We start from the raw sequence: 282 nt of genomic DNA on the forward strand, positions 1-282 counted from the left end.
AAATAATAAAGCGACAGATTCGAGGAAGTTTTTTAATCCGGTTTTGAGATCAATTTCTGCAAAAGTGACGGTCAAAAAACCACGCTGAGATAATACAAATCCTCCGGCAATAATTAAAAAGAATAAAGAAAATAGAGTGACAGAAAGAATCACGGTGGTTGCAGCTTTAGAACGTCGCATTCCACCTAAGACAACAATAGTTAAACCCAAAACAGCAATTTCAGCAATAGGAACTAAAAAAGACTCTGAAATGCCAATTGTATTAATCAGATAACTGGAAAA

1 pseudogene is annotated in these 282 nt (G+C 34.8%); it reads right to left on the reverse strand.

What is annotated here, in order from left to right:
* A pseudogene (locus M595_RS28845) lies at window positions 1–282 on the reverse strand (amino acid permease); the annotation flags it as partial.

The organism is Lyngbya aestuarii BL J, assembly GCF_000478195.2.
GTDB lineage: Bacteria > Cyanobacteriota > Cyanobacteriia > Cyanobacteriales > Microcoleaceae > Capilliphycus > Capilliphycus aestuarii.